The 22,622-nt window shown below is 63.6% G+C and carries 26 protein-coding genes; 16 read left to right on the top strand and 10 right to left on the bottom strand.

Annotated elements, in window-relative coordinates:
• Positions 1–53 precede the first annotated feature (53 nt).
• From O7A05_RS17165 to O7A05_RS17155, 3 genes are all read right to left on the bottom strand, one after another.
• Positions 54–356, bottom strand: coding sequence for a DUF982 domain-containing protein (locus O7A05_RS17165; RefSeq protein WP_337094222.1), 303 nt, complete (start codon positions 354–356; stop codon positions 54–56).
• 272 nt (positions 357–628) lie between these two features.
• Entirely contained in the window at positions 629–2,710 is a 2,082-nt protein-coding gene (locus tag O7A05_RS17160) for an ATP-dependent helicase (RefSeq protein ID WP_337094221.1), read from the bottom strand.
• 72 nt (positions 2,711–2,782) lie between these two features.
• Positions 2,783–2,950: a hypothetical protein gene (locus O7A05_RS17155; RefSeq protein WP_095767064.1), complete on the bottom strand. Its 168-nt coding sequence runs from the start codon at positions 2,948–2,950 to the stop codon at positions 2,783–2,785.
• Positions 2,951–3,086: 136 nt separating this feature from the next.
• Between O7A05_RS17155 and O7A05_RS17150 the strand changes: the two genes are divergently transcribed.
• On the top strand, positions 3,087–3,269 hold the full coding sequence (locus O7A05_RS17150) for a hypothetical protein (protein WP_095767065.1): 183 nt from the start codon (positions 3,087–3,089) through the stop codon (positions 3,267–3,269).
• Positions 3,270–3,531: 262 nt separating this feature from the next.
• Here the strand turns inward: O7A05_RS17150 and O7A05_RS17145 are convergent, their stop codons facing one another.
• A complete protein-coding gene (locus tag O7A05_RS17145; protein ID WP_337094220.1) occupies positions 3,532–4,500 on the bottom strand; it encodes a LysR substrate-binding domain-containing protein in 969 nt (322 codons plus the stop codon).
• Positions 4,501–4,613: 113 nt separating this feature from the next.
• On the opposite strand from O7A05_RS17145, the gene O7A05_RS17140 reads away from it, so the two are divergent.
• The 5 genes from O7A05_RS17140 to O7A05_RS17120 all read left to right on the top strand — a co-directional run bounded on the left by O7A05_RS17140 (position 4,614) and on the right by O7A05_RS17120 (position 7,909).
• Positions 4,614–5,447, top strand: coding sequence for a hypothetical protein (locus tag O7A05_RS17140; protein ID WP_337094219.1), 834 nt, complete (start codon positions 4,614–4,616; stop codon positions 5,445–5,447).
• The gene (locus O7A05_RS17135) at positions 5,447–6,565 is read left to right on the top strand and encodes a DMT family transporter (RefSeq protein WP_337094218.1); all 1,119 of its coding nucleotides are present in this window, start codon (positions 5,447–5,449) and stop codon (positions 6,563–6,565) included. The genes O7A05_RS17140 and O7A05_RS17135 overlap by 1 nt, the downstream gene beginning before the upstream one ends.
• Positions 6,546–6,767: a hypothetical protein gene (locus O7A05_RS17130; protein ID WP_337094217.1), complete on the top strand. Its 222-nt coding sequence runs from the start codon at positions 6,546–6,548 to the stop codon at positions 6,765–6,767. Before O7A05_RS17135 ends, O7A05_RS17130 begins: the two co-directional genes overlap by 20 nt.
• A 356-nt stretch (positions 6,768–7,123) precedes the next feature.
• Entirely contained in the window at positions 7,124–7,567 is a 444-nt protein-coding gene (locus O7A05_RS17125; RefSeq protein ID WP_337094216.1) for a Ros/MucR family transcriptional regulator, read from the top strand.
• 3 nt (positions 7,568–7,570) lie between these two features.
• A complete protein-coding gene (locus tag O7A05_RS17120; protein ID WP_337094215.1) occupies positions 7,571–7,909 on the top strand; it encodes a hypothetical protein in 339 nt (112 codons plus the stop codon).
• On the opposite strand, the gene O7A05_RS17115 is transcribed toward O7A05_RS17120, so the two are convergent.
• The 3 genes from O7A05_RS17115 to O7A05_RS17105 form a co-directional block, all read right to left on the bottom strand.
• Complete coding sequence (locus O7A05_RS17115) at positions 7,881–8,084, bottom strand: hypothetical protein (protein WP_337094214.1); 204 nt, start codon at positions 8,082–8,084, stop codon at positions 7,881–7,883. The genes O7A05_RS17120 and O7A05_RS17115 overlap by 29 nt on opposite strands.
• Before the next feature lie 299 nt (positions 8,085–8,383).
• The gene (locus tag O7A05_RS17110; protein WP_337094213.1) at positions 8,384–9,130 is read right to left on the bottom strand and encodes a lysozyme inhibitor LprI family protein; all 747 of its coding nucleotides are present in this window, start codon (positions 9,128–9,130) and stop codon (positions 8,384–8,386) included.
• Positions 9,131–9,344: 214 nt separating this feature from the next.
• Positions 9,345–9,728: a hypothetical protein gene (locus O7A05_RS17105; RefSeq protein ID WP_337094212.1), complete on the bottom strand. Its 384-nt coding sequence runs from the start codon at positions 9,726–9,728 to the stop codon at positions 9,345–9,347.
• Here O7A05_RS17105 and O7A05_RS17100 point away from each other — a divergent pair.
• The 6 genes from O7A05_RS17100 to O7A05_RS17075 all read left to right on the top strand — a co-directional run bounded on the left by O7A05_RS17100 (position 9,718) and on the right by O7A05_RS17075 (position 18,110).
• Complete coding sequence (locus O7A05_RS17100; RefSeq protein WP_337094211.1) at positions 9,718–11,595, top strand: ABC-F family ATP-binding cassette domain-containing protein; 1,878 nt, start codon at positions 9,718–9,720, stop codon at positions 11,593–11,595. The genes O7A05_RS17105 and O7A05_RS17100 overlap by 11 nt on opposite strands.
• 199 nt (positions 11,596–11,794) lie before the next feature.
• The gene (locus tag O7A05_RS17095; RefSeq protein WP_337094210.1) at positions 11,795–13,924 is read left to right on the top strand and encodes a molybdopterin-containing oxidoreductase family protein; all 2,130 of its coding nucleotides are present in this window, start codon (positions 11,795–11,797) and stop codon (positions 13,922–13,924) included.
• Positions 13,925–14,255: 331 nt separating this feature from the next.
• Positions 14,256–15,032 (top strand): 4-hydroxy-tetrahydrodipicolinate reductase, encoded by a 777-nt coding sequence (gene dapB / locus O7A05_RS17090; RefSeq protein WP_337094288.1) that lies wholly within the window; start codon positions 14,256–14,258, stop codon positions 15,030–15,032.
• A 219-nt stretch (positions 15,033–15,251) separates the two neighbouring features.
• On the top strand, positions 15,252–16,211 hold the full coding sequence (locus tag O7A05_RS17085; RefSeq protein WP_337094287.1) for an ABC transporter substrate-binding protein: 960 nt from the start codon (positions 15,252–15,254) through the stop codon (positions 16,209–16,211).
• Positions 16,212–16,366: 155 nt separating this feature from the next.
• Positions 16,367–17,221: an ABC transporter ATP-binding protein gene (locus O7A05_RS17080; RefSeq protein WP_337094209.1), complete on the top strand. Its 855-nt coding sequence runs from the start codon at positions 16,367–16,369 to the stop codon at positions 17,219–17,221.
• 13 nt (positions 17,222–17,234) lie between these two features.
• On the top strand, positions 17,235–18,110 hold the full coding sequence (locus O7A05_RS17075) for an ABC transporter permease (protein WP_337094208.1): 876 nt from the start codon (positions 17,235–17,237) through the stop codon (positions 18,108–18,110).
• 16 nt (positions 18,111–18,126) lie between these two features.
• Here the strand turns inward: O7A05_RS17075 and O7A05_RS17070 are convergent, their stop codons facing one another.
• Positions 18,127–19,500, bottom strand: coding sequence for a sensor histidine kinase (locus O7A05_RS17070; RefSeq protein WP_337094207.1), 1,374 nt, complete (start codon positions 19,498–19,500; stop codon positions 18,127–18,129).
• Positions 19,497–20,174: a response regulator gene (locus O7A05_RS17065; protein WP_337094206.1), complete on the bottom strand. Its 678-nt coding sequence runs from the start codon at positions 20,172–20,174 to the stop codon at positions 19,497–19,499. The genes O7A05_RS17070 and O7A05_RS17065 overlap by 4 nt, the downstream gene beginning before the upstream one ends.
• Positions 20,175–20,651: 477 nt before the next feature.
• Between O7A05_RS17065 and O7A05_RS17060 the strand changes: the two genes are divergently transcribed.
• The 4 genes from O7A05_RS17060 (at position 20,652) to O7A05_RS17045 (ending at position 21,946) form a co-directional block, all read left to right on the top strand.
• Positions 20,652–20,891: a DUF680 domain-containing protein gene (locus O7A05_RS17060; protein ID WP_337094205.1), complete on the top strand. Its 240-nt coding sequence runs from the start codon at positions 20,652–20,654 to the stop codon at positions 20,889–20,891.
• A 57-nt stretch (positions 20,892–20,948) separates the two neighbouring features.
• Positions 20,949–21,155, top strand: coding sequence for a DUF680 domain-containing protein (locus tag O7A05_RS17055; protein ID WP_337094204.1), 207 nt, complete (start codon positions 20,949–20,951; stop codon positions 21,153–21,155).
• Positions 21,156–21,209: 54 nt separating this feature from the next.
• Positions 21,210–21,416 carry a DUF680 domain-containing protein gene (locus O7A05_RS17050; RefSeq protein WP_337094203.1) on the top strand — a complete coding sequence of 69 codons (207 nt, stop codon included), beginning with the start codon at positions 21,210–21,212 and terminating at the stop codon, positions 21,414–21,416.
• A gap of 281 nt (positions 21,417–21,697) precedes the next feature.
• A complete protein-coding gene (locus O7A05_RS17045) occupies positions 21,698–21,946 on the top strand; it encodes a DUF680 domain-containing protein (protein ID WP_337094202.1) in 249 nt (82 codons plus the stop codon).
• A gap of 70 nt (positions 21,947–22,016) precedes the next feature.
• On the opposite strand, the gene O7A05_RS17040 is transcribed toward O7A05_RS17045, so the two are convergent.
• Positions 22,017–22,526, bottom strand: a complete 510-nt coding sequence (locus O7A05_RS17040; RefSeq protein WP_337094201.1) for a SixA phosphatase family protein — start codon at positions 22,524–22,526, stop codon at positions 22,017–22,019.
• Between the last annotated feature and the right edge of the window lie 96 nt (positions 22,527–22,622).

The following is a 22,622-nucleotide window of genomic DNA, read 5'->3' as shown; positions in this document are numbered from 1 at the left end:
CTGCGGGGTCGGTTCATAGGTGGCAGGACTCCTGAAAGGGTAGTGCCTTGTTGTCAGGCAGCGAAGCCGCCACAGCCGCGCGCCACCGGCTTGACCGAGACGATCGGCTGCTCCGAAGGCCAGAGCACGCCGGCCGTCACCGCGAAGGTGATCAGCGCATCGCGCGCCGCCTCGACCGAGATTTCTCCACTCCGCGCGGCCTCGCAGGCCTTCACCGCAGTGCCGTAGCTGAGGCGCCGGCGCGAGGGCGGAAACTCGGTCAGGAAGTCATGCATGTCGAACAGCGAGGCGATCATGCGCTTGTGGCCGGCGCCGACGCTGAGGGCGACGGGGGTGAAGAACGTCCTGTCGTGCATTCGGACCTCGACTGTTGGCTGCGGAGGCGGCGGGCCTCCGATCTGGGGGAAGGACGCCACACAACGCGGCTTGCGACCGGAAGTTCCGCGCATGCCGATTTTTCCGCATTGGACTTGATCCCTCGTGAACGAAGGGCTCCAACGCCTGGAGCCATTCCAGGAAAACAAATCGTGGTTCTCCGTCAGGAATTGCGTAAAAACAAAGAGTTGGAGCAGCCCGGCGGTTCTATCGAACGCTGAGCGGCTCTGGTCGGCTGGAAAGGGCAGGCAGCCTATTTCCACATGCCGCGCATGCGGGCGCCGAGATCGACCTTGACGCCTGGCCTCTGGCGCGGGTCGTCCTTGAGCGCCGCGCTTGCCCAGGACGATTGCTCGAAGGCCGAAAGCATCGAGGCCGGGATGAAGCGGGTGCGCGAGGCATAGACATGGCGGTCGCCGCGGGCTGCTTGGTTGTGCGGATAAAAGCGCTGGGGCACCACCAGATGCAGGCTGTCCTTGGCCCTGGTCATCGCGACATAGAGCAGGCGCCGCTCCTCCTCGATGTCCTCCTTGGTGCCGACGCCGAGATCGGCCGGGATGCAGCCGTCTACCGTGTTGAGCACGAAGACGTTCTTCCATTCCTGGCCCTTGGCCGAGTGGATGGTCGACAGGATGAGGTAATCCTCGTCGCGATGCGGCGGCCCGGCCTGGTCGCTTGTGGCGTCGGGCGGATCGAGGGTGAGCTCGGTCAGGAAGCGCTCTCGCGACGGATAGGTCGATGCGATCTGCTCGAGCTGCAGGAGGTCGGCGCGTCGCGTGATCGCGTCCTCATGGATACGCTCCATATGAGGCTCGTACCAGAGCCTGATCCGTTCCAGATCGGCCGGCCATTTGGCGCCCGCGCGCAGCCCGCTATAGATGTCGAGGAAGACCGGCCAATCCTGCGCGGCGCGCTGCGGCGGTCGGAAGCGGGCAAGGCCCAGCGTCTCGTCGAGTGACGTCGTCATGGCGTCCACGATCTGCGAGGCGGCGGACGGACCGATCCCCGGCATGAGCTGCAGCACGCGGAAGCCGGCGACGCGATCGCGCGGGTTCTCGGCGAAGCGCAGCATTGCCAGCATGTCCTTGACATGCGCGGCGTCGAGGAATTTCAAGCCGCCGAACTTGACGAAGGGGATGTTGCGGCGCGTCAGCTCCACCTCCAGCGGTCCGCTGTGGCTAGAGGTGCGAAACAGCACCGCCTGCGCCTTCAGCGCCGTGCCGGCCTCGCGTTCGGCCAGGATCGACTGGCAGACATAATTGGCTTGCTCGGCCTCGTCGCGCACGCTGACCAGCTGCGGCTTGTGCGAAGACTGGCGCTCGGTCCACAGATTCTTGGTGAAGCGCTCGCTGGCCTCGCCGATCACCTTGTTGGCGGCGGCCAGGATCGTCACGGTCGAGCGGTAATTGCGCTCCAGCATGACGATCTCGGCGGGCTTTGCGAATAGTTTCGGGAAATCGAGGATGTTGCGCACTTCCGCAGCGCGGAAGGAATAGATCGACTGCGCGTCGTCGCCCACCACAGTCAGCCCCGCGCCGTCGGGCTTCAGCGCCAGCAGGATCGAGGCCTGCAGCCGATTGGTGTCCTGGTACTCGTCGACCAGCACATGGTCGAAGCGGGAACCGAGATGCGCGGCGATCTCGGGCTCGGCCGCCATCTGCGCCCAGTAAAGCAGAAGGTCGTCGTAATCGAGCACATTTTGCGCCTGCTTGGCCTCGACATAAGCCGCGAAAAGTTCCTTCAACTGGTCCGCCCAAGCCGCGCACCAGGGGAAGGCGGAACCCAGCACCTCGCCGAGCGGCGCCTGCGCGTTCACGGCCCGCGAATAGATCTGCAGGCAGGTGCCTTTCGTCGGGAAACGGCTTTCGGTCTTGGAGAATCCCAGCTCGTGCCGGGCAAGGTTCATCAGGTCGGCGGAATCCTCGCGATCATGGATGGTGAAGGCCGGATCGAGGCCGATCTGCTCGGCATAGTCGCGCAACAACCTTGCGCCGATGCCATGAAACGTGCCGGCCCAGGCGAGCGCGTCGGCGATGATCGCCGCGTCGCGCCCCAGCACCTCGCCGGCAATGCGCTCGACGCGCTTGGCCATTTCGGCGGCGGCGCGGCGGGAGAAGGTCATCAACAGGATGCGGCGCGGATCGGCGCCCTTGACGACGAGATGGGCGACGCGATGCGCCAGCGTGTTGGTCTTGCCGGAACCTGCGCCGGCGATCACCAGCAGAGGTCCCGCCGCCTTGCCGTCGCCATGCACCACCGCCAGCCGCTGCTCGTCGTTCAGCCGGGCAAGATAAGCGGGCGTCTCGAAGGACGAATCACGGGCGGCGATGTTCATCGCCCATCAAGCATCGTTTCCGCTTTGTTCGCAATACAACTCAGCTTCTCCACAAGGGGGAGATCGGCTGAACTACCGCTTCGGCTCGACTCCCATCGCCGCCGACTGCCGACGCAGCCTGCGCCTTTCGTCGCCCGGCATATCCAGCGGCGCGACATTTCCAGGCACTTCGTCGATGATCCTCACGGCAACGCGATAGGCGGTGTAGGCAAAAAGGCCGGCAAGCAGAAGGCGGACCATGATCAGTTCCTCGTTGCGTTCGATTGGCTCGGGATTTCAACCGGACTCGGGTCGGTTGGTTCCCGCCGGTCGACGCAACCAAACCGCCACCGCCTCGTTTGCCCCTCATGAAAGGGGCGAACGAGAGGAGGTCGTCATGAAGAAACGTCCTGTACTGCTGGCTCTTGCGGCAGGGCTCGCGCTCGCCGCCTGCGACAACAGCGTGCAGCCCACCAAGGCGCCGGGCGACGAAGTCAACCAGAACCCTCAGGTCGACAAGAACCCGGTGCCGAAATCGACCACCGGCGGAGACCAGCCGGGCACGCCGCCGAAGCAATAGGGCAGGGCAGGTCGGATTATCGTTGGGCCGAAACGAAGAAGGCCGGCGCCGCTTGGGAGGAAGCTCGGTAGCGCCGGCCAAGCGGGAAAATCAGGCCCGCCGCACAACACAAGATAGCTGAGTCTCCGCTTCGCGTCATGGTGCGATCGCGGTAGCCGGCTATGGAGCCACCGGAAAATCACGAAATTCTGCAGGGCCCGTCATTGTGAGGCCTCCGATGGTGCGGGATTCGCTCAAGTGAGTATCCGTGGAAGACTGACCTTCACGCCATCGCCACGCGCCGTACCGGCACTTTGGCGATCTCGATGTCCAACTGGCGCTGCGTCAGCGCCGCTTCGGCCATGATCCACCGCTTGAACAGCTCGACCTTGCGGGCGCCGACCGCCTTGATGGGGCTGACGAAATACCAACCCGCCGTGTTGGGATGGTGGACCGCGAAGGGGGCCACCAGCCGTTCGGCGCGGATGTCGCTTGCCATATAGGCGCGGTTGGCGACGGCAAAGCCCATGCCGGCATTGGCCGCTTCGTAGGACATCATGCAGCTATCGAAATAGACGCTCCTCGTTTCGCCAAGCACGAAGCTCGCGCCGGCAAAGCCCAGCCACGACTGCCAGTTCTGCGTGCACGTGTCGGAATGCAGCAGCGTGAAGTAGCGCAGATCCTCCGGCACCACCTTCGACAGCGGTTTGTCGCCCAGCACCTCATGGAAGAGCTTGCGGCTGCACACCGGCGTCAGATCTTCCTTGAACAGCAGCTCCGAAGTGAGACCGGGGAAATTGCCGTCGCCATAACGGATTTCGAGATCGTATTCCGAGGTCGAGAATTCATGCGTGGCGTAAGAGGTCGACACCCGCATCTCGATGTCGGGATATTGATGCTGGAAGGCCGAAAGCCGCGGAAACAACCAGCGCGCCGCGAAAGTCGGCAGCACGCAGATCCGCAGCACATGCGCCTGCGACTGGCCGGTGGCCTCCATGCTGGCCGCCACGATGCGCTCCAGCGCCTCGCGCACGCGCGCCACATAGGTTTCGCCCTCCGGCGTCAGCGACACCGCATTGCCGCCGCGCTCGAAGATCTTGAAGCGCAACTGATCCTCCAGGCTCTTCACGCGCTGGCTGACGGCGGAAGCGGTGATGAACTGCTCTTCGCCGGCGCGCGTGAAATTCCTGTGTCTCGCGGCGCTCTCCACGATTTTCAGCGAATTGAGGTTGACCTGACTGAGCAGACGCACGGGGTTTTCGACCTTAAGCTGGGCTTACGCTACCACCAGCATTCCTAAATTTACAGGGGTAGGCGTTTAAATGACTGTTAACCAAGTGTTGCCCCCACCTTGGAGAAAATAGAATGAACGCCCATACAATTCCCGAACTGCGCTGTGCAATGAGCCGCGAGGCCATCATTGGTCATGAGACCTCCTGGAAAGTGTCGGGTTTCGGCGTCGCCCAGTATCGTCACGGTTACGACCCGGCTCTGCTTGCCGCCATCGAAGAAGCGGCGCTCAAATTGAAGGCCAGCCATGCCGTGCACAAGCACCTCGACCTCACCTTCATCACCGGCGCCGACCGCTATATTCCGGAGATCAAGGAACTCCTGCACGACAAGCTGCGCCTGGAAAGGCTGTCGGACATGATGGGCACCAAGCTCGAGCCGTATCCGCTGTCGATCGTCGGCTCGACCGTCACCTTCATGAACCCCAGGGACGGCGCGGTCGAATGGCATTGCGACGGCGTTCCGGTGACGGAGCTCATTCCGCTGTCGATCAGCGATCCGCTCATCGGCGGTCATCTTGAAATCTACTGCGACGATTCCGAGACCGGCCGCTCGATCCTAGAATCCGGCCGCGAGCTGCCGCGCAACAAGATCATGCGCATCGATCACAAGATGAACTACGCCACGCTCGGCCAGTTCCTCGGCGTGCTCCACCGCACCGCCCCGATCCAGCTCGGCGATCGCGTCACGCTGGTGCTCAACCAGCGCTCGGCGATCAAACCCTATGTCGACGACAACCGTATGTTCTATCTTGCCGCCGACAACGACCATGACCGTTCCTGGGTGAACGAACTGGCCGAGGATGTCTGGACCAACCAACTGCCCGCCTACCGCCGCCATGCCGAGGAGCATCCTGTGCCGCAGCCGACGGCGGAAGCGGTTTCCGGCGGGGCGAGGGAGTCTTGGTAATGACCAACGATCCGGTCGAGCGTCTGCCGCCCTCAGTGTCGCTGAGCCTCGGTCCGGTCGTGCCGGAAAGCCAAAGCCGTTCCGGCGCCCTCGGGGCGGCGCTTGCCTTCGCCCTTGGCGCCGTGGCGCTGTGGGCGACCAACGCCCTGGTCGGCAAGACGCTGCTCGCCGCCTATCCGGTGTCGCAAGTGCAGTTCCTGCAATTTTGCGGCGCGACCCTGGTCTTCGCGCTGATCCGGCTGACGAGCGCTTCTCCTTCCCCCCTTGTGGGGGAAGGTGGATCGGCGCGTAGCGCCGAGACGGATGAGGGGTGTTCCGGCGAAGCGGGACGTCGGCGTTCCCTTGAGCACCCCTCATCCGACCTCGCTTCGCGAGGCCACCTTCTCCCACAAGGGGAGAAGGGAAATGCTGCGGTCGCCTACGCAGTCGGTTTCCTCGGCCTGGTCGGCACGATGGTCCTGCAATATATCGGTTTCGCCTCGGTCCCGGTTATCGAAGCAAACCTCGTCGCCTATACTTGGCCGCTGATCACCGCCGCGGCGGTCATCCTGCTTGACCGACCGCGCCGTCCGCTGCTGCTCGGGCTGGCGGCGGCGCTAGGTTTCGTTGGGGTGGCGCTGGTGATTTCCGGCGGCCGCGCGCATTTTTGGTCCAACAGCGCCTGGTTCGAAGGCGGCAGCCTCGTCGGCTATCTCGCCGCTTTCGGCTCAGCGCTCTGCATGGCCTTCTACTCGCTCACGGTCGGCCGCCTTGCAGTGTCGCCCGAGCGTCTGCTCTTGCCCTCGGCGCTGATCGGCGTCGCGCTCACCTTCGCCTGGTGTGTGCATGACGGCGTCGTGCGCCCGAGCGTCGCGCACCTTCTGCTCGGCCTCTATCTCGGCATCGGCCCGATGGGGCTCGGCTACTATTTCTGGTCGCGAGCGGCAAAGCTCGACCACGGCGGCAGGATAGCGATCGTCGCCTATCTGACGCCGATCGCTTCCACGTTTCTGCTGACCCTGTCGGGCGAAAGCCTGTCGATGACGGCGATTGCCGGCGCCGTCCTCGTCATTGGCAGCTGCCTCGCGGTCGGCATTGAAGGTACGGAGACCAGGCACAATGTCCAAAATCGCCGTTGACGAGGACGAATGCCGCGCCAGGCAGGAGGCGCATTGGCTGGTCCGGGAGTTTGGCGCGGAGGCGCCGCTCTATGCAGCCATGAAGGCGGAAAAGGCCATCGAGCAGAAGGATTTCGGCCGCTGTGCGCGCTGGAAGCGCGTCTTGGAGATCCTCGCGGACACGCCGGCTGCGGAGCTCAGGCGCAGTGTCGCCGGCAAATGAGGGATTTGCCATGGAAGCGCCGAATCGCGCATGGTCGACTGTCTGGCCGGCGGGTTATCGTTGCCGTGCCGGAACTTGGTCTGAACTTCGATTTTTCAGCAACTCCTACCGCAGGTTGAAGTGCTATAGCCCCTTTTACGCATCCAGGCGGGCAGCCGGTGCTATAAAGCGTTGGCTATAGCTATTAGAATTCCTAACTTGCGCGTCTCCAGTCTGTGTAGAAACATCGTCCGGTATTGAGTCTCGTAGCTTTACTGACTCTGGACGGTCCGTTGGGGGACAGGTCCAACTCGATACACCGACGAAAGTCTTAAAAAAAGAGCTGGCGATTTGAGCGCCAGCAGAAGGTGAAAAAATTGTCCAACATCGACGACAAGACTGCAATCGAACTGACCGCCGACATTGTCTCGGCCTATGTCGGCAACAATCCGCTTCCTGCCTCTGGCCTGCCTGACCTGATCGCCAGCGTCAGCGCCTCGGTGCGCAAGCTCGCCAGCGGCAGCGTTGTCAAGGAGGCGGTGGCGCAGACGCCCGCCGTCAACCCGAAGCGCTCGGTTTTTCCCGACTACATCGTGTGCCTCGAAGACGGAAAGAAGTTCAAGTCGTTGAAGCGCCACCTTGCGACCGATCACGGCCTGACGCCGGACGAATACCGCGCGAAATGGGGCCTGCCCGCCGACTATCCGATGGTGGCGCCGAGCTATTCGGCGACCCGCTCGGCGTTGGCCAAATCGTCCGGCCTCGGCCGCAAGCCGGCCGGCGGCGATGCAGGCAAGGGCAAGCGCAAGGCCAAGGCCTGAGGCATGGCGCCCGCATTGGGTGACGTCGCGCCATGGCCATGGCGCGACCGTCAGGCTGCGCTCGACTCTTTGCGCCGCGGGGTGGCCGCCCAGTCCTCGGCGGACGCAGCCAATGGCGTCAAGGCGCGGCGCATCCTGTTTTCACTGGGCGAGCCGTCCGGCGACCTGCTTGCCGCGCTCGACGCGCTCGACCGGTTCGAGCGCGCTATTGTTGAATGCGATGACCCGTCGGTCATCGAGGCGCGCAGGCTGAATTGCCTGGCCGTTCTGGACCGCCTTGCAGCAACGGTCGGCCGCGCACGAGCTGTTAGAACTAGCGAGGGCGGGCCTGAGATGGCTTGACCGGGCGGGTGCGTTTGGGATCCTGCTCGCCGGCAAGGCTCTCCGCTTCAACCGCTGTCATTTCAAGAAGATAGACAAGCATCTGATAGCGCGTATGCGAGAGCATTTTTGCCAGCTTGCGCGTGATCTCCGCGACATATCTCAACATTCGTAAATCGCTGGGCGCTCCATCCATCGTGAGCTCCTGATGCGGCCAAGTATTTGGGCCAAGTTATGTTGGGACCAAGTTATCGTTGGCGCCCACTCACGACTCACGGCGCGTCTACAGGTTTGCAGGTTTGCGATAAAACTGAAATCAATTTTTGATAAGCATCATGCTTGGCCCGCAAGATTTCGCTGTCCTTTTTTGGTGGCACGGTGGCTTGTCCCGCCAATATTCAGCCAAAGCCGAACTTGCGGTTATCTTGCCGCGCCCGGTTGATTTTCCGTAACGGAACGTTGATCGCGCCGGGCCGGCTACGGCGGCGAGGCCGCTCAGCCTTTATAGGCAGAGCAGAAGCCCGGCGGGTTGTCGTTGCCGATCATGGCGCAGCCGCGCTTGATCTCGTCGATCATCATGCTGCATGCATTCTGCCCGTTGCAGGGCGGATTGGTCGCCGGCGACACCTGGATGCACTGCGAGACATACTGGTCCGACTTCGCCTTGCCGGCGGATTGCACGCATGGCTTCGTGTCGTTCTGGCTTGACTGGGCAGGGGCGGGTTTCGCAGGCGCGGCGCCAGCCGTCGCAGGCGCGGCCTTGGCCGTCGCAGGCGCGTTCTTCGTGGGCGCGGCATTGCCGCCGCTTTGCGGCACGCAGGAGAGGTCGCCTTCCGGGCATTGCAATTGGTGCTGCAACTGCGCCAGCCGCACTTTAGTCAACTCCGCCTTGCAGGTCTCGACGAGGCTCGAATACACCGAGCCGTCAGCATAGGGCTGGGTGCGAAAGGCGCATTCCTTGTCGCGGAACGGGATCCAGGCGCGCTGCGCGTCGCGCAAACGCTTCAGGTCGGCGGGAGCGAGGCGGCCCGCCAGCGCCTTGTAGACTGCATTGAGCCCCGCGTCCGCCGAAGCGGCATTCGCGGCCGTGCAGGTAGCAAGGTCGGCCTGTGTCTTCGCTGCCGCGCAGTCGATGCCTGCCGCACGGGCCGCGGGGCTGGTGAGAAGCATGGCCAGCCCGGCGACGACTGCGAAAATCGTGACCGTCAGCGAGGCCGAAAGGAGCGTGGTCTTGCTCGGCATCTGATCTGTCCTCTGCTTGAACCGAACCCGCCGCTCGCGCCAGCATAGGTTGAGACAACAGCGGCGATCAACGCCAAACCTGTGACGTGGCAAGCAAAGTGTGACCGGTGATTGGCGAAAGCGGAGGAACGAACAATCTTTCCTTGAGGGGAAATTGGCCCGGCAGAGCAGAGGCGGCGGTCCCGCCAGCCTCTTCATCAATCATAGGCGAAGCCTAAGATGTTTTTCCGGAATCGATTTGGATCAACAGGTGTTCCGGCTGCCGCGTCTCTAGCCGGCTCGCAACCTTGGCCGCTTGGGAGGAGGCTGGTTGGGCCTGCGGCCCGCTCGCGGATCCAGCGGCGAGAGCAATGTGAGCGGTCCCGTCCTCGAACAGAACCACCTGCGTCGCCAGCGCGGTTGTCGTGGCGACCTGGAAAAAGATGAAGGCGAGGGCGAGATAGCGGATCACGGGCTCCAAAACGCTCCGGCAGGCAACTGGTTCCAGTTCGTCGAGTCTTTGCTGAACGGCCGCAGACGGCGTGCGCAGGGCCTCGTCCAGGCGCTGGCTCTTGCGAAGCTCCGAAGTCCCGTGCAAAAGCCCGCTTATGCTTATCATCAACGACCTTACGCTGCGCATGGCGGGGCGGCTGCTTCTCGATCATGCCTCATTGACGCTGCCGGCCGGCACCAAGGCCGGCCTTGTCGGCCGCAACGGCACCGGCAAGACCACGCTGTTCAAGGCGATCACCGGCGATTTCCCTTCGGAGACTGGCTCGATCAGCCTGCCGAAGAGCACGCGCATCGGCCAGGTGGCGCAGGAAGCGCCCGGAACCGAGGAGCCGCTGATCGACATCGTGCTGAAGGCCGATGTCGAGCGCCAGGCCTTGCTCGAAGAAGAAAAGACCGCGACCGATCCGCATCGCATCGCCGAGATCCACACGCGGCTGGCCGATATCGACGCCCATTCGGCCGAATCCCGCGCCGCCACCATCCTTGCCGGCCTCGGCTTCGACGATGCCGCGCAGAAGCGTCCGGCCTCGTCCTTCTCAGGCGGCTGGCGCATGCGCGTGGCGCTGGCCGCGGTACTCTTCTCCGAGCCGGACCTTCTCTTGCTCGACGAGCCGACCAACTATCTCGACCTCGAAGGCACGCTGTGGTTGGAGAACTATGTCTCCAAATATCCGCACACGGTCTTGCTGATCTCGCACGACCGCGACCTGCTCAACCGCGCCGTCAACTCGATCGTCCATCTCGATCAGAAGAAGCTGACCTTCTGGCGCGGCGGCTACGACCAGTTCGAGCGCCAGTACACCGAGCAAAAGGAACAGCAGGAGAAGGGCCGCATCAAGCAGGAAGCCGCCCGCAAGCATATGGAATCCTTCGTCGAGCGCTTCCGCGCCAAGGCCTCCAAGGCCAGGCAGGCGCAGTCGCGCATCAAGGCGCTGGAAAAGATGAAGCCGATCGCGGCGATCGTGAACGACACGGTGCGGCCATTCTCGTTTCCGGAACCGGTGAAGACGGTGGCATCGCCGATCGTTGCGCTCAACAACGTTAGTGTCGGTTATACGCCTGGTGAGCCGATTCTGAAGAAGATGACCTTGCGCATCGATGCCGATGACCGCATCGCGCTGCTCGGCGCGAACGGCAACGGCAAGTCGACCTTCGCCAAGCTTCTGTCCGGCCGGCTGAAGCAGGAGGCCGGCACGATGACGGTGGCGCCCGGGCTGAAGGTGGCGATCTTTGCCCAACATCAACTCGACGATCTCAGGCCTGAGGAAAACGCCTACGAACATGTTCGCAGGCTGATGCCGGAGGCGCCGGAATCGAAGGTGCGCGGCCGTGTCGCCCAGTTTGGGCTTACCACCGAGAAGATGAACACCGCCGCCAAGGATCTGTCCGGCGGCGAGAAGGCGCGGCTGTTGATGGGGCTGTCGGCCTTCGAGGGGCCGAACCTGTTCATCCTCGACGAGCCCACCAATCACCTCGACATCGACAGCCGTGAATCGCTGATCCATGCGCTGAACGAGTTTCCGGGCGCCGTGATCCTGATCTCGCACGATCGGCACCTGCTCGAGGCGACGGCCGACCGGCTGTGGCTGGTCAAGGACGGAGCGGTCAATCCCTATGACGGCGACCTCGAGGACTACAAGACGCTGGTCACCGGCGTGTCCTCCAACCGCCGCGAGCAGAAGGAGGCGGACAAGGCGTCCAAGGCCGACCGCCGCCGCGAAGCCGCCCAGCGCCGCGCCGCGCTCGAGCCTTTAGCCAAGGAGATCCGCGCCACCGAGGCGCTGATGGACCGCATCCGCAAGCGCATCGACCTGATCGAGGACGAACTCGCCAATCCGGCAGTCTACGAAAAGGATCCCTCGACCGCGACGCAGCTTGCCAAGGAGCGCTCGCAACTGGCGCATACGCTGGCGCAAAACGAGGACAAGTGGCTGACGATGTCGGCGGAGTATGAGGAAGGGATCGCGGAGTAGCGCGATTTCCCTTCTCCCTTGTGGGAGAAGGTGGATCGGCGCGCAGCGCCGAGACGGATGAGGGGTGTTCCAGCGGAGACGTCGGCGTTTCCTGGAACACCCCTCATCCGTCGCCTTCGGCGACACCTTCTCCCGCAAGGGGAGAAGGGGAGCCCATCTGGCCCTACACCTCGTCCCTAAAACCCGCTACACACCCCGCATGAACCAGCACGCCAAGCTCCGGATCGGCCATTCTGCCTGTCCGCATGACTGTCCTTCCACCTGCGCGCTCGAAGTCGAGCTGCTCGATGACAACCGCATCGGCCGCGTGCATGGCGCCAAGGCGAACAGCTACACCGCGGGCATCGTCTGCGCCAAGGTCGCCCGCTATGCCGACCGCATCCACCATCCCGATAGACTGCTGAAGCCGCTGGTGCGCGCCGGCGCCAAGGGCGAGGGCGCCTGGAAGGAGGCGAGCTGGGAAGCCGCGCTCGATCTCGTCGCGGAAAAATTCCTCGCGGCCGAAGAGAAATACGGCTCGGAAACCGTCTGGCCCTATTTCTATGCCGGCACGATGGGGCTGGTGCAGCGCGACGGCATCGAAAGGCTGCGCCACGCCAAGAAATACTCGGGTTTCTTCGGCTCGATCTGCACCAATCTCGCCTGGACCGGCTGGATGATGGGTGTGGGCGCCTTGCGCGGTCCCGATCCGCGCGAGATGGCGAAGTCGGACTGCGTGGTGATCTGGGGCACCAATGCCGTGGTCACTCAAGTCAATGTCATGACCCACGCGATGCGGGCGCGCAAGGAGCGTGGGGCGAAGATCGTCGTCATCGACATCTATGACAACGCCACGATGAAACAGGCCGATCTTGGCCTGGTGCTGAAGCCCGGCACCGACGGCGCGCTCGCCTGCGCGGTCATGCATGTGCTGTTCCGCGACGGGCTCGCCGACCGCGCCTATCTCGAGAAATACACCGACGATCCGCGCGGGTTGGAAGAGCATCTGCGCACCCGCACGCCCGAATGGGCGGCCGCCATTACCGGGCTGTCCGTCGCCGAGATCGAGGCGTTCGCCCATCTCGTCGGCAAGACCAAGAAAACCTATTTCCGCCTTGGCTACGGCTTCGCACGCCAGCGCAATGGTTCCGTCAACATGCATGCCGTCTCCTGCATCGCCGCCGTCACCGGCGCCTGGCAGTATGAGGGCGGCGGCGCCTTCCATTCCAATTCGGGCATCTTCAAGCTGAACCAGGACGTGCTCGAAGGCACCGCGATGCGCGACCCGAAGGTGCGCTATCTCGACCATTCGCGCATCGGTCCGGTGCTGATGGGCGCGGCCGATGCGCTCTATGGCGGCCCGCCAGTGACGGCGATGCTGATCCAGAACACCAATCCGGCCAACGTCGCGCCCGAGCAGCGGCTGGTGAGAAATGGTTTTCTGCGCGAGGACCTGTTCACCTGCGTGCATGAGCAGTTCATGACCGATACGGCCAAGCTCGCCGATGTCGTGCTGCCGGCGACGATGTTCCTGGAGCATGACGATATCTACAAGGGCGGCGGCAACCAGCACATCACGCTCGGCCCCAAGCTGATCGAGCCGCCGGAAGGGCCGCGCACCAACCACTATGTCAATGAGGAACTCGGCAAGCGCCTCGGCGTCGGCGATCGGCCCGGCTTCGGCCTGACCGAGCGCGAGCATATCGACATCATCCTCGGCAAGCGCGGGCTAGGCAGCTTCGATAGTCTGAAGGCTGAGAAGTGGGTCGACCTGCAGCCCGACTTCGACGATGCGCATTTCATCAACGGCTTCGGCCATGCCGATAAGAAGTTCCACTTCCGGCCCAACTGGACCGGGCAATCGGCGCCCAACCGGCCACCGAAAAGCATGGGCCTGTTCGGCCCGGTCGAGCGGCTGCCGGAATTTCCCGACCATGTCGAGCTGATCGAGGTCGCGGACGAGGAGCACCCGTTCCGGCTGGCGACCTCGCCGGCGCGCAACTTCCTCAATTCGAGCTTCGCCGAAACGCCGGTGTCCAAAGCCAAGGAGGGCAGGCCGGAGCTGCTCGTCCACCCACAGGATGCGGCAGCGCTCGGCATCGAGGATGGCGGCCGCGTCGAGGTCGGCAACCGGCGCGGCGACGTGGTGCTGCACGCAAAACTCTTCGATGGCGTGAAGCGCGGCGTGGTGATCGCCGAAGGCATCTGGCCGAACAGCGCGCATGAGCGCGGCGAAGGCATCAACGTGCTGACCGGCGCCGATGCGCCCGCGCCCTATGGCGGCGCCGCCGTCCACGACAATAAGGTGTGGCTGCGGAAAGCTGAAGAGTTCGGCGATAGATCAGGATGACGTTTCGTTGAATCGCCATCCTGATCTAACTCCTTGTGGAGCATGATCTTCTCCGAAAACCGGGTTCCCACTTTTCGGATCATGCTCTAGCCTTCCATCTGGCCCAAGCACCTCTCGTCGCACCCGCCAGCTCCGGCGTCTATAGAGGCCCCTTGTCTCGGCAACGAGGGAGGATGTCGTGGCCAAGGTCTCGCTTCTGGGCATTCCGCATGACGAGAATTCGTCCTATCTGCGTGGGCCGGCCGAGGCGCCGCCGCTGGCGCCGTTTGAATCAATTTGCCAAGGCGGCGTGCTAGAGGATTGTTCCGACTCAGCTTTCGACAGGATAGCCATGCCGCAGCCGCTCAGGATAGCCATCGCCGGCGCGCTCGGCCGCATGGGCGGGCAGATGGCCGAGACAATCGCTGCCGATTCTCGGCTGGAACTCGTCGCCCGCTTCCATCGGCCGGGCAGCGCGGGAGAGGGACTGGTCGAGCGCGACGAAGCTCTGGCGCTTACCGATGTGGTCGTCGACTTCACCACGCCAGCGGCTTCTGCCGAACTGGCAACGGCCTGCGCCGAACGCGACGGTCCGGCGCTGGTGATCGGCTCGACAGGTTTTGACGTCGCCGAGCTGGAAGCGATAGCGCAAGCCGCGAAGAAGATCGCCATCGTGCGCTCCGGCAGCTATTCGCTCGGGCTGAACCTGCTGACCGGCCTGGTCGAGCAAGCGGCGAGGGCGCTTGGGCCTGATGACTGCGACATCGAAATCTTCGAAGCACATCACCGCTTCAAGGTCGATGCGCCGTCGGGCACGGCGCTGATGTTGGGCGAAGCGGCTGCGCGAGGACGTGGCGTCAGGCTGGACGATGTGGTGAAGCGTGCCCGCGACGGCCTGGTTGGTTCGCGCCCAATGGACGAGATCGGCTTTGCCGTGCTGCGCGGCGGCAGCATCGTCGGCGAGCACGCCGTGAGCTTCCTCAGCGATGGCGAGACGCTCACGCTTTCGCATGCCGCTTCCGACCGCTCGATGTTCGCGAGGGGCGCCATCGCGGCAGCGCTCTGGGTCGCCGGACGGCCGCCCGGCGAATATGACATGAACGATGTGCTGGGCTTAACCGCCTCGTGACCGGGAACCACGCCGGACGCCATCCAACGGCCTCTAAAACGGCTGAAAGCCAGCTGAAAGCTTGGCCATGCCATGACGGTTTTGTGGCGGTCGCCACATGAACGGCCTGGGAGCGGCCGGCAGGAGGAAATGCGGCGCGGCGCGCCGCCCAGTGGAGGAAGACTAGTGACCCGTTTCATCTCTAAACGCGCCCTGCGTTCAGTGGCGCTGACGCTTGCCATGATTGGCGCTGGCGCATCGGCAGCATCCGCAGCCGACAAGATCACCATCATCGTCGGCGGCATGGAAAAGCAGATCTATTTGCCGGCCGTGCTCACCCAGCAGCTCGGCTACTTCAAGGATGAAGGGCTGGACGTGGAGTTGGTGAACTCCCGCGCGGGCGTCGAAGCCGAGAATGAGTTGCTGGCCGGCGCCGTGCAAGGCGTTGTCGGCTTCTATGACCACACCGTCGACCTGCAGTCGAAGGGCAAGTACATCCAGTCGATCGTGCAGTTCAGCCAGGCGCCGGGTGAGGTCGAGCTGGTCTCGGCCAAGCATCCGGAAATCAAGTCCCCGGCCGATTTCAAAGGCGCGACGCTGGGCGTCACCGGTCTCGGCTCCTCGACCGATTTCCTGACGCAGTATCTCGCGGTTCGCAGCGGCCTGAAGCCGGGCGACTACACGCTGCTTCCCGTCGGCGCCGGCAACACCTTCATCGCCGCCGTCAAGCAGGACCAGATCCAGGCCGGCATGACCACCGAGCCGACCATCGCCAAATTGCTGCAGACCGGCGAGGCCAAGGTTTTGGTCGACATGCGCACGCCCGAGAAGACCAAGGAAGCGCTGGGCGGCGACTATCCGGCAGCCTCTTTCTACGTCCAGTCGAGCTGGCTCGAGGGTCACAAGGACGAGGCGCAGAAGCTCGCCAACGCCTTCGTCAAGACGATGAAGTTCATCGCCGGCCATTCGGCCGAGGAGATCGCCGACAAGATGCCGAAGGATTATTACGCCGGCAGCAAGGAGCTCTATGTTCAGGGCCTGGCAGGTGGCAAGGCTATGTTCACGCCGGACGGGCGCATGCCGGCCGATGGACCGCAGACCGTGCTGAAGGTTCTGTCGACTTTCTCCAAGAGCCTGCAGGGTAAGCAGATCGACCTGTCGAAGACCTACACGACCGAGTTCGTCGACGCGGCGAAGTAACCGCCGGCAGGCGAGGGCGGACGGACCCGTCCGCCCTTGAAAGCAATAGCTTGCGTCGGCTGCCTGAATCAATTCGGCGGCCGCGTTTCCGGATGACGGCGAGCAGGCCCGCGGGCCTGGATCGCCATCCCGCGCCACCGCAACAGGAGTGTGCCATGCAATCGCAGACCATGGCGGCGGAGAAATTGTCTCCCGCCGCGCCGCCGGCCGACGCCGCGATAGCCATCGACGATGTGACGCTGCGCTTCGTCACGCCCGACGGCCACATGATGACGGCGATCCGCGATTTCACCATGACGGTGGCGCGCGGCGAGTTCGCCTGCGTCGTCGGCCCGACCGGCTGCGGCAAGTCGACGACACTCAACCTCGTCACTGGGCTCCTGCGCCCGACCACCGGCAATGTCCGCGTCATGGGCAATCCGGTCACCGACATCAGCCGCGACATCGGCTTCGTCTTCCAGGCCGATGCGCTGTTTCCGTGGCGCAGCGTCATCGACAACGTTGCCGCCGGCCCGCTCTTTCGCGGCACGCCGAAGCAGAAAGCCTATGAGAAGGCGCGCGACTGGATCGGTCGCGTCGGCCTTTCGCGTTTCGAGAAGCACTACCCGCACCAGCTTTCGGGTGGCATGCGCAAGCGCGCGGCGCTTGCCCAGACCTTCATCAACCAGCCCAAGATCCTGCTGATGGATGAGCCGTTCAGCGCGCTCGACATGCAGACCCGCACCGCCATGCAGGACGAGCTCTTGGGCCTATGGTCCGGGCTGAAGTCATCCGTCGTCTTCGTCACGCACGATCTTGAGGAGGCGGTGGCGCTGGCCGACAAGGTTTATGTGCTCACCGCCGGCCCCGGCACGGTGAAGAGTGTCTATCGCATCGACCTGCCGCGCCCGCGCGTCATGTCCGACATCCGTTACGATCCCAAATTCATCGAAATCGCCAAGGTGATCTGGAACGATCTGCGCGAGGAAGTGCAGCTCGGCCAGAGCCGTGGCCTCCAGGCAAGCCATTGAGGGGAGAATTGTCATGACCGCCATCTCTCCAGCCGATCAGGCCGCCGCCCGCGCCACCTCGATCATCGCCGCCGAAGCGCAGGCAAGGGCCCGGCTGCGCAAGCGCCACGCTCTGGTCATCGGCCTGCGCCTCGCGATCCTCGTCGTCTTCCTTGGCCTTTGGGAACTCGGCGCCGATTACAACATCATCGACCCGTTCTTCTTCTCCAGCCCGTCGGGTATCTGGGAACAGATCTGGTCCTGGGTCACCGAGGGCACCTCGCAGGGACCGCTCTGGCTGCAGATCTATGTCACGCTTGAGGAAACCTTCCTCGGCTTCGCCATTGGCGCCGTCGGTGGCATCGTGGCGGGCATCATCCTCGGCCGCAACAAGCTGCTGGCGGATGTGTTCTCGATCTACATCAAGATAGCGAACTCGGTGCCGCGCGTGGTGCTTGGCTCGGTGTTCATCATCGCGCTCGGGCTGGGCATGGCGTCCAAGGTGGCGCTGGCCGTGGTCATGGTGTTCTTCGTCGTTTTCGCCAATGCCTTCCAGGGCGTGCGCGAGGCCGATAGGGCGATGATCGCCAACGCCCAGATACTCGGCGCCTCGCCGTTCCAGATCACCACCTCGGTCATCATCCCTTCGGCGATGAGCTGGATCCTCGCCAGCCTGCATGTCTCATTCGGTTTCGCCCTGGTCGGCGCGGTCGTCGGCGAGTTTCTCGGCGCCAAGCAGGGCATGGGCCTCTTGATCTCCACCGCGCAGGGCGCCTTCAACGCCAATGGCGTCTTCGCCGCCATGATCATCCTGGCGGTGATGGCGCTGGTGGTGGAGTTCCTGATCACCCGCTTCGAGAACTATGTGGTGAAGTGGCGTCCGGCGCCGTTCAACGAGCAGGGGGCTTGATCAGGCAGATGGCCGTTCAGGAGTCGGCCAGTGGCAGCCGCACCTCGACTTTGAGCCCGCCCCCGGCGGCGTCGCCAAGCGTGACGCTGCCGCCGGCATTCTCGATCACCTCGCGCACGATTGCCAAGCCGAGCCCGCTGCCTTCCTCGGTCGCGCCGGCAATACGATAGAAGCGTTCGAAGACATGCTGCCGCTCTTCAGGTGCAATGCCGGGCCCGGTATCGCTGACCGAGAGCTCCGCCTTACCATCCGAGGCGGCGAGTTTCACGGTGACGCTGCCGCCCGGTTTGGAATAGCGCAGCGCGTTGTCGACCAGGTTCACGATCATCTCGCGCAACATCGTGCCGTCGCCCATCACCGGCACCGGTCCGTTCTCCTCGAGGCCGAGGTCGATGTTGCGTTCGACTGCCTTCGGCGCCTGCGCTTCCAGCACATGGCGGGCGGCTTCGGTGAGGTCGATGCGGTCGGCGCGTGGCCGCCGGCTGCCGGGTTCTGCCCTCGACAAGGTAAGCAGCTGTTCGGCCAACCGCGCCAATTTGCCGGAGCTCGCCTGCAAGGCAACCAGGGCCTCCTGGCGCTGGTCGGCCGCGGTTTCCCGCAAGGCATAGCTTGCCTGGGTCGACAAGAGCGCCAGCGGCGTGCGCAGCTGATGCGCGGCATTGGCGATGAAGCGCCGCTGCGCCGCCATCTGCGCCCGCACACGCTCCATATAGACGTTGAGCGCCTCGATCAGCGGCCGGATCTCGCTTTGCGCGCCCGAGACCTCGACCGGTTCGAGATCGCTGCGGCTTCGCGAGCGCACGGCATCGCGCAGCCTTATCAGCGGCGCCAGCCCGCGGCGCAGGCCAAGCAGCACGAATACGCCCGCAATAGCCACCAGGGCAAGCTGCTGGGCGAAGGCGCTGAGCCACAGGCGCCTGACCATGGCGTCATGTCCGGCGAGCGTGACGCCGACCGTGACCTTGATCGGCGAATCCGTGCCGGCACCGATCACCGCATGGCTGAGCGACGCCAGGCGCAGCCGGTGATCGCGATAGGAGGCTTCGATACTGCCGTGCTCCGGAGCCACGGGCAGGTCGGGATAGCCGGTCAGCAGTCGTCCACCGGCGGTCTCGACGCGATAGTAGACGCTGTCGCGGTCGCCGGTGTCGAACATCTCGATCGCCGCCGGCGGCACCGTCGCGTCGAGTGCGCCGTCGGCCATCGCCACCTGCTCGGCGATGGCGCGCGCCGAGCCGACCAGCATGCGGTCGGTGACGAGATCCGCCGTTGCCAGCGCGTTGCGCTGGCTGGTCCACAGATTGATGGCGACGAGCCCCGCCAGCGGCAGCACCACCCATGCCAGCAATTGCAGGCGAAGGCTGGCGATCCGAAGCCTGCCGATCCTCATAGCGCCGGATCGTCATGGCGCAAGAGGTAGCCGAGGCCGCGCAAGGTGGCGATCTGGACGCGCGAGCCTTCGAGCTTCTTGCGCAAGCGGTGCACATAGATCTCGATGGCGCTCGGGTCGGCGTCGGTCTCGAAGTCGTAGATCGCGGCCGACAGCGCCGTCTTGCTCACCGTGCGGCCGGCTTTGACGACGAGTTGTTCCAGCACAGCGTGCTCGCGCGGTGTTAGCGTCAGCGTCGCGCCGGCAAGCGAGAACAAGCGGGTGTTGGTGTCAAAGACAAGGTCGCCGCAGGCAATGACCGGCGCGGTGCGATCGTTGGCGCGGCGCAGCTGTACGCGGATGCGCGCCTCCAGCTCCTCGATCTGGAAGGGTTTCGCCAGATAGTCGTCGGCGCCTTCGTTTAGGCCCTTGACCCGGCCGTCGAGGCTGGCATTGGCGGTGAGCACGATCACCGGCACCGGGTTGCCGCGCGCCCGCAGCCTCTTCAGCACCTCCATGCCGCCCATGCGGGGCAGGGCAAGGTCGAGGATGATCAAGGCATGGTCGCCGGCGGCCAAAGCATGTTCGACATCCTCGCCGTCATGCACGACGTCGACGACATAGCTCGCCTGGCGCAGCGTCTTGCTCAGCCAATCGGCCAGTTCGCGATTGTCCTCGACAAGCAGCAGCCGCATCGTTTGTCGCTGTTTCCTCCCAATGGCATCGACCTCGCCAAAGGGCAGGCGGTGTCCAAATTGGTTCCCGAGGCAACCGATAGTATCGATCCGCGCTCAAGGCAAACGTGGTTTCTCGGCTGTCGAAATCCCGGTCGTGGTGCCTGCCGAGCCGCCTGTTGGGTCGTGCAAGCAATAAAACCGAACCGTTCGGTTCAATTAACGTTGACGGTTCGTGTAACTATGGTGAACACCGGCACCCCATACAGGGATGGCCTTCGCGCGACGATCATCGTAACCCATTGATATCGCGTGATAAGAATGTGGCCGCTGGATCGTTTACTCAATTTCAAGATCGAACCGAACGGTTCGGTTCACAACTTTTCGTGATTGGAAATGGCAACAAGGCCGACCCATTTCGGTGTGGTCCGAGCGACGCGAATTTCCACTAAGGCACGCCACTTGACGGGCACGACTTTGAAATCTGGAGTATCTAAAATGAACAAGATTGCTTTTGCCGCCGCTGCTTTCCTCATTGCGACGGGCAGCGCCTTCGCCAGCAGCGACCATTACGGTTCCGACAACGTCAACCAGCCGGCCGTGACCGCTCCCGCGGGCCATGTCGACAACACCATCACCGGCTCGATCCGCAAGTTCAGCAAGTTCGAACAGCGCGACCTCCACATCACGCCTGACCAGAACCAGCCGCAGTCGGGCCAGGGCATCTGGGGCCGTTAATCCGGCGCCCCTCCTAACCCGCTTCGACCAACAACCTCCAATTCTGGAGTACCTCAAATGACCAAGATCGCTCTTGCCGCGGCTGCTCTTCTCGTTGCCACCGGTGCCGCTTTTGCCGGCTCGGACAACTACGGCTCGGCCAATGCCAACCAGCCGGCCGCTTCGGTCGACAACTCGATCACCGCTTCCACGAACAACTCGGACGCGGACATACAGAAGCCGGTCGTCACGGGCGCTGACCACAACTTGTTCGGCAACCGCTAATCGGTTCGTGTGGCGAACCTTCGAACCAACAAACTTAAATTTGGAGTAACTCAAATGACCAAGATCGCTCTTACCGCCGCTGCCCTTCTCGTTGCCACTGGTGCCGCCTTCGCCGGCTCGGACAACTACGGTTCGGCCAATGCCAACCAGCCGGCCGCTTCGGTCGACACCTCGCTCACCGCTTCGGTCAAGAAGTCGGATGCCGATGCCCAGAAGCCGGTCGTCCAGGGTACCAATCACGACCTGTTCGGCAACCACTAAGCGGTTCTGTCCTCGACAGACCTCAAAGCGGCGGGCTTGTCCCGCCGCTCTGCTTTTGTGCAGCCGGCTAGCGGCAATATCAAGCCGCCTTCACAAGTGTTTGTATCACAACCAATTGTAATCGTTGGTCTTTTTTCCGGCAAGGTCTTGGTCGACGCATTGTGGCCGCTGAAAAGGCGACCCGACGGGAATAAATCCCGGCCGCCGCGGGTCTTTTCGGCAGCGGGGCCATCCTCCCAAGGCCACCGCCGATGAAACGACACGAAACAAGGAAATCGAACATGACCAGGATTGCATTCGTCGCGGTCGCCATACTTGCCGCCGCCATGGGCACCGCATCGGCCGGCAGCGATCACTACGGCGCTGATGGCGTGAACCAAGCCGTCGTTGGCTCCGACACCAGCGTCACGGCTTCGATCCCGAAGCACAAGACAGTCAAGCCGGCGCCGAAGGTCGATACCGAGATGAAGACTGGTACGACCGGCGCTGCGGATTGGCCAGGTCCTCCATCGGACAATTGGGGCAATTGACCCCGTCTTTGAAAATATTGAAGGCGGCGGGCTTGCTCGCCGCCTTGCTTATGGACTGGCAGGCTTGGCTCTACGTCAAATCCTTCGGCCTCACGCAATGCGTCAGCCGCGCACCGTGGAAGTCGAGATTTGCCCAATGCTCGTCCAGCGTGAGCCGGGCAAGTGCCGCCGTCGGAAACTTCGCTTCGATCTTCTTGAACACGCCCTGATCCGATCCGGCGCCCGCCAGCCGCAGCGCAAAATGCTGCAGGCCGGGATTATGGCCGATCACCAGCACACTCGTAGCTTTGACCTGGCGCACGCGCGCCAGGATGGTGGCCGGCGTCGCCTCGTAGAGCTCCTCCGCGAACTCCGCCTGCACATGCTTCGGCAGTTCCTGAGCGACCAGCCTCCACGTATCGCGTGTGCGCAGCGCCGGCGAGACCAGCGCCAGATCCGGCATCCAGCCGCGTCGCGCAAGCTCTCGCCCCATCAACGGAGCCGTCTTCAAGCCGCGCGGGCCCAGTGGCCGGTCGAAATCCTCAAGTTTGGGATCGTCCCGGCTCGACTTGGCGTGGCGAAGCAGAAGCAATTGTCTCATCGGCATTGTTCAGGACCAGGGGAACTACCGGGGAGAGCGCGAGCCTTCTCCTTGGTTGCTTCGATGTCAAAATCAACGAATGGGCCGCTCGCCAGC

The organism is Mesorhizobium argentiipisi (SeqCode), assembly GCF_037179585.1.
GTDB classification, from domain to species: Bacteria; Pseudomonadota; Alphaproteobacteria; order Rhizobiales; family Rhizobiaceae; genus Mesorhizobium; species Mesorhizobium argentiipisi.
This window is presented reverse-complemented; position numbering and strand designations above follow the sequence as displayed.

What these genes read in the sequence shown, in the direction of transcription:
- O7A05_RS17165 (WP_337094222.1), bottom strand. Translation starts at nt 356, where the DNA reads ATGCACGACAGGACGTTCTTCACCCCCGTCGCCCTCAGCGTCGGCGCC.
- O7A05_RS17160 (WP_337094221.1), bottom strand. Translation starts at nt 2,710, where the DNA reads ATGAACATCGCCGCCCGTGATTCGTCCTTCGAGACGCCCGCTTATCTT.
- O7A05_RS17155 (WP_095767064.1), bottom strand. Translation starts at nt 2,950, where the DNA reads ATGGTCCGCCTTCTGCTTGCCGGCCTTTTTGCCTACACCGCCTATCGC.
- O7A05_RS17150 (WP_095767065.1), top strand. Translation starts at nt 3,087, where the DNA reads ATGAAGAAACGTCCTGTACTGCTGGCTCTTGCGGCAGGGCTCGCGCTC.
- O7A05_RS17140 (WP_337094219.1), top strand. Translation starts at nt 4,614, where the DNA reads ATGAACGCCCATACAATTCCCGAACTGCGCTGTGCAATGAGCCGCGAG.
- O7A05_RS17135 (WP_337094218.1), top strand. Translation starts at nt 5,447, where the DNA reads ATGACCAACGATCCGGTCGAGCGTCTGCCGCCCTCAGTGTCGCTGAGC.
- O7A05_RS17130 (WP_337094217.1), top strand. Translation starts at nt 6,546, where the DNA reads ATGTCCAAAATCGCCGTTGACGAGGACGAATGCCGCGCCAGGCAGGAG.
- O7A05_RS17120 (WP_337094215.1), top strand. Translation starts at nt 7,571, where the DNA reads ATGGCGCCCGCATTGGGTGACGTCGCGCCATGGCCATGGCGCGACCGT.
- O7A05_RS17115 (WP_337094214.1), bottom strand. Translation starts at nt 8,084, where the DNA reads ATGGATGGAGCGCCCAGCGATTTACGAATGTTGAGATATGTCGCGGAG.
- O7A05_RS17110 (WP_337094213.1), bottom strand. Translation starts at nt 9,130, where the DNA reads ATGCCGAGCAAGACCACGCTCCTTTCGGCCTCGCTGACGGTCACGATT.
- O7A05_RS17100 (WP_337094211.1), top strand. Translation starts at nt 9,718, where the DNA reads ATGCTTATCATCAACGACCTTACGCTGCGCATGGCGGGGCGGCTGCTT.
- O7A05_RS17105 (WP_337094212.1), bottom strand. Translation starts at nt 9,728, where the DNA reads ATGATAAGCATAAGCGGGCTTTTGCACGGGACTTCGGAGCTTCGCAAG.
- O7A05_RS17095 (WP_337094210.1), top strand. Translation starts at nt 11,795, where the DNA reads ATGAACCAGCACGCCAAGCTCCGGATCGGCCATTCTGCCTGTCCGCAT.
- dapB (WP_337094288.1), top strand. Translation starts at nt 14,256, where the DNA reads ATGCCGCAGCCGCTCAGGATAGCCATCGCCGGCGCGCTCGGCCGCATG.
- O7A05_RS17085 (WP_337094287.1), top strand. Translation starts at nt 15,252, where the DNA reads ATGATTGGCGCTGGCGCATCGGCAGCATCCGCAGCCGACAAGATCACC.
- O7A05_RS17080 (WP_337094209.1), top strand. Translation starts at nt 16,367, where the DNA reads ATGCAATCGCAGACCATGGCGGCGGAGAAATTGTCTCCCGCCGCGCCG.
- O7A05_RS17075 (WP_337094208.1), top strand. Translation starts at nt 17,235, where the DNA reads ATGACCGCCATCTCTCCAGCCGATCAGGCCGCCGCCCGCGCCACCTCG.
- O7A05_RS17070 (WP_337094207.1), bottom strand. Translation starts at nt 19,500, where the DNA reads ATGAGGATCGGCAGGCTTCGGATCGCCAGCCTTCGCCTGCAATTGCTG.
- O7A05_RS17065 (WP_337094206.1), bottom strand. Translation starts at nt 20,174, where the DNA reads ATGCGGCTGCTGCTTGTCGAGGACAATCGCGAACTGGCCGATTGGCTG.
- O7A05_RS17060 (WP_337094205.1), top strand. Translation starts at nt 20,652, where the DNA reads ATGAACAAGATTGCTTTTGCCGCCGCTGCTTTCCTCATTGCGACGGGC.
- O7A05_RS17055 (WP_337094204.1), top strand. Translation starts at nt 20,949, where the DNA reads ATGACCAAGATCGCTCTTGCCGCGGCTGCTCTTCTCGTTGCCACCGGT.
- O7A05_RS17050 (WP_337094203.1), top strand. Translation starts at nt 21,210, where the DNA reads ATGACCAAGATCGCTCTTACCGCCGCTGCCCTTCTCGTTGCCACTGGT.
- O7A05_RS17045 (WP_337094202.1), top strand. Translation starts at nt 21,698, where the DNA reads ATGACCAGGATTGCATTCGTCGCGGTCGCCATACTTGCCGCCGCCATG.
- O7A05_RS17040 (WP_337094201.1), bottom strand. Translation starts at nt 22,526, where the DNA reads ATGAGACAATTGCTTCTGCTTCGCCACGCCAAGTCGAGCCGGGACGAT.